This window comes from Succinivibrio sp., from assembly GCF_045124615.1.
GTDB lineage: Bacteria > Pseudomonadota > Gammaproteobacteria > Enterobacterales > Succinivibrionaceae > Succinivibrio > Succinivibrio faecicola.
In genome coordinates, this window is the sequence record NZ_JBGVMC010000382.1 from 1 (window position 1) to 2,620 (window position 2,620).

Annotated in this window: 4 protein-coding genes; 1 reads left to right on the plus strand and 3 read right to left on the minus strand. The window is 35.5% G+C overall.

Translation table 11 applies throughout. The features are described 5' to 3' along the window. The coding region (locus ACJML3_RS10170) for a sodium:solute symporter family transporter (RefSeq protein ID WP_406022920.1) at positions 1–911 on the plus strand (911 nt) is incomplete at its 5' end. A 52-nt stretch (positions 912–963) separates the two neighbouring features. Here the strand turns inward: ACJML3_RS10170 and ACJML3_RS10175 are convergent. The 3 genes from ACJML3_RS10175 to ACJML3_RS10185 all read right to left on the minus strand — a co-directional run. After that, positions 964–1,149, minus strand: coding sequence for a hypothetical protein (locus ACJML3_RS10175; RefSeq protein WP_406022922.1), 186 nt, complete (start codon positions 1,147–1,149; stop codon positions 964–966). Positions 1,150–1,217: 68 nt separating this feature from the next. After that, positions 1,218–2,363 (minus strand): hypothetical protein, encoded by a 1,146-nt coding sequence (locus tag ACJML3_RS10180; protein WP_406022924.1) that lies wholly within the window; start codon positions 2,361–2,363, stop codon positions 1,218–1,220. A 41-nt stretch (positions 2,364–2,404) separates the two neighbouring features. Continuing rightward, positions 2,405–2,620 (minus strand): AMP-binding enzyme (locus ACJML3_RS10185; RefSeq protein WP_406022926.1); only part of this gene is annotated, 216 nt, incomplete at its 5' end.

Consider the following 2,620-nt stretch of genomic DNA (forward strand, 5'->3'; position numbering starts at 1 on the left):
GTGGTATGTGGGTTGCTAACCTTTACTACTGGGGTTTCAACCAGTACATCATCCAGAGAACATTTGCTGCAAAATCAGTAGATGAGGCTCAGAAAGGTCTTGCTTTTGCAGCTTTCTTAAAGTGCATTACCCCAATCATCGTTGTTATCCCTGGCATTGCAGCATACTACATCACAGTTCATAACCCTGCTTTATTAGAGCAGTTAAAGGGTATGTATGGTGATTTAGTTGCTAACAATATTCCAACAGCTACTCAGACTGACCGTGCTTATCCTTGGGTTGCACAGTTATTACCTGTTGGTATCAAGGGCTTAGTATTCGCAGCTCTATCAGCAGCTATCGTTTCATCATTAGCATCTATGCTTAACTCTACAGCTACCATTTTCACAATGGATATCTTCAAAGAGTACGTAAAGAAGGATGCATCTGACTTGACTTTAGTTACTGTTGGTCGTTTAACCGCTGTCTGTGCTTTAGTAATTGCAATCTTCATTGCTCCATTATTAAGCTCACTGGGTCAGGCATTCCAGTACATTCAGGAGTACACAGGTGTTGTATCACCAGGTATCTTGGCTGTATTCGTATGTGGTCTGTTCTTCAAGAAGGCAAACTCAACTGGTGCAGTAGTTGGTGTTCTATCATCTATCGTAATTGCTTTACTGTTAAAGTTCTTACCAATCAACATGCCATTCATGGATCAGATGTTATACACCCTGGTACTGACTATCGCTGTTATCGTATTCGTTTCACTTTCAACTAACGAAAACGACGATGATGAAAAGGCTATCATAACAACTGCAAAAACCTTCAAGACTTCAGGCGGTTTTGCTATTGCATCATATGCAATTTTACTGATTGTTGCAGTAATTTATGCAGCATTCTGGAACCCACAGTTAGGTTTTGCATTCTAAAATAGAATTAAACAATCTTAAAAATCAGGGCTGATGCCCTGATTTTTTTATTCTAAAAACATGCTCTCAAAACTTCATTCTGATCAATGATTAGATCTTTATTATCAAAGCCGAACCTACGAACCAACTTTGTAATTTCTTTTGTGTACTGACCGTTAATAGAAATAGGCTCGTCTTGACATGAAGTAGTTATAACCTGTGCTTGATTGGCTTTTATCGTAGTTAAAGAGGTAGTCACTGCTCACGGCAAAAAGAAATCACTTTGACGATGTCAACGCATTAGCATTAGAGTAGGAAAAACAGAAATCAAAACTCAGGTATTTCACCTAATGCATCCTTATACCAGGAACTTTGAAGTATAGGGATCTGCTTGTAGTACTTTTTATAAAAGAAATCATTTACAAGCTGTTTGTTAACAAGTAATTCCTTACAGACACAAAGCTCTAAGGATTTTTTTGATAAAAACTGCTTTAAAGCTTTTATCTTTGAGGTATATTCCTTATCATTAGCAAAATGATCGTAAGCAAGAGCAATTGAATCAACCAGATTGCTGTTCTTTTTCATCTGACTTATGGATTGATTAAACCACTCTATTACTATTTTTCCATATGCTTTAATTGCACCGTATTTCATGCCGCATTTATCAAGAGATGAAAAATTATGAGAGCGACATCTGCAGATATTGCACAGTGCCTTTGTGGTTATTACTCTGTTTAAAGCCTCATTATTCTCAATTGCAAGAAGCATTCTTCTATGACAAAGATAACTTAAAATATACAACTGCTTTTTGTTTAATGATCCTGCGCCACTGACAGATAGATAGCTATCTTCAGCTTTAGTTTCTATGAGTGCTCTGTTTTTATATTCTTCCATTTCCTGATTAAAGAAAGTCAGTCTTATGTCAGAAACGGTAAACAGAGAAATTACAGTCTTATAAAGTCTTTCAAGATATATAACATCCTCTTTAGCATAAATAAGTTGCTCCTCGCTTAAAGGACGTTTCTGCCAGTCTGATGTTGTATGCTCTTTTTTAATTTCTATATTTAAATATTCAGAAAGTGCACTTTGCAATCCCTGAGAATATGAACGGTTTGCAAAACTTAATAACAGCTGAATATCAATGATTCTCTTTGGCAACTGCCTGTTAAAAGTCAGTGAATAACTAAGATTAGACAGAACTTCAAGATCTTCACGACAGGAAAAAAGCAAAATACTTGCTTTTGTTGAATTGATGGCATTAACAAAATCTACTAGTTTTATCTCTGATAAAGGATCTATAAGGTAGGTTTCTTCTTTAATACAGATCTGAATTAAATCAAGCTCAGGATAAAATGTTTTAACTCTAGTAAATTCTGTATCTAAAGACAGACAGTCATCTTCACCTAAAGATAGGATCTTATCGCAAAGGTTCTGAAGATTTTCCTGAGTCTGTATGTAGTTAATATCTGCCATGCTAATGCTCATATTTATTTTTTTGTGAGCATTATATCATTTTATGAATCAAAGCGATTCTGTCTTAGATATCTTCTTAATACCTTTCCAACAGGAGACTTTGGAAGCTTTTCAACAAATTCAATATGCTTAGGGATCTTATAACCTGTCAGATATTTTTTCAGATGCAAAAGAACAAGCTCTTTGGTAAGAGTTTTATCTTTTCTGACAATATACAGTTTTACTGATTCACCTGTGCTTGAGGATGGAACACCGAC

Excerpts from the sequence above, each read along its gene's own strand:
- ACJML3_RS10180 (WP_406022924.1), bottom strand. The coding sequence starts at position 2,363 with ATGGCAGATATTAACTACATACAGACTCAGGAAAATCTTCAGAACCTT.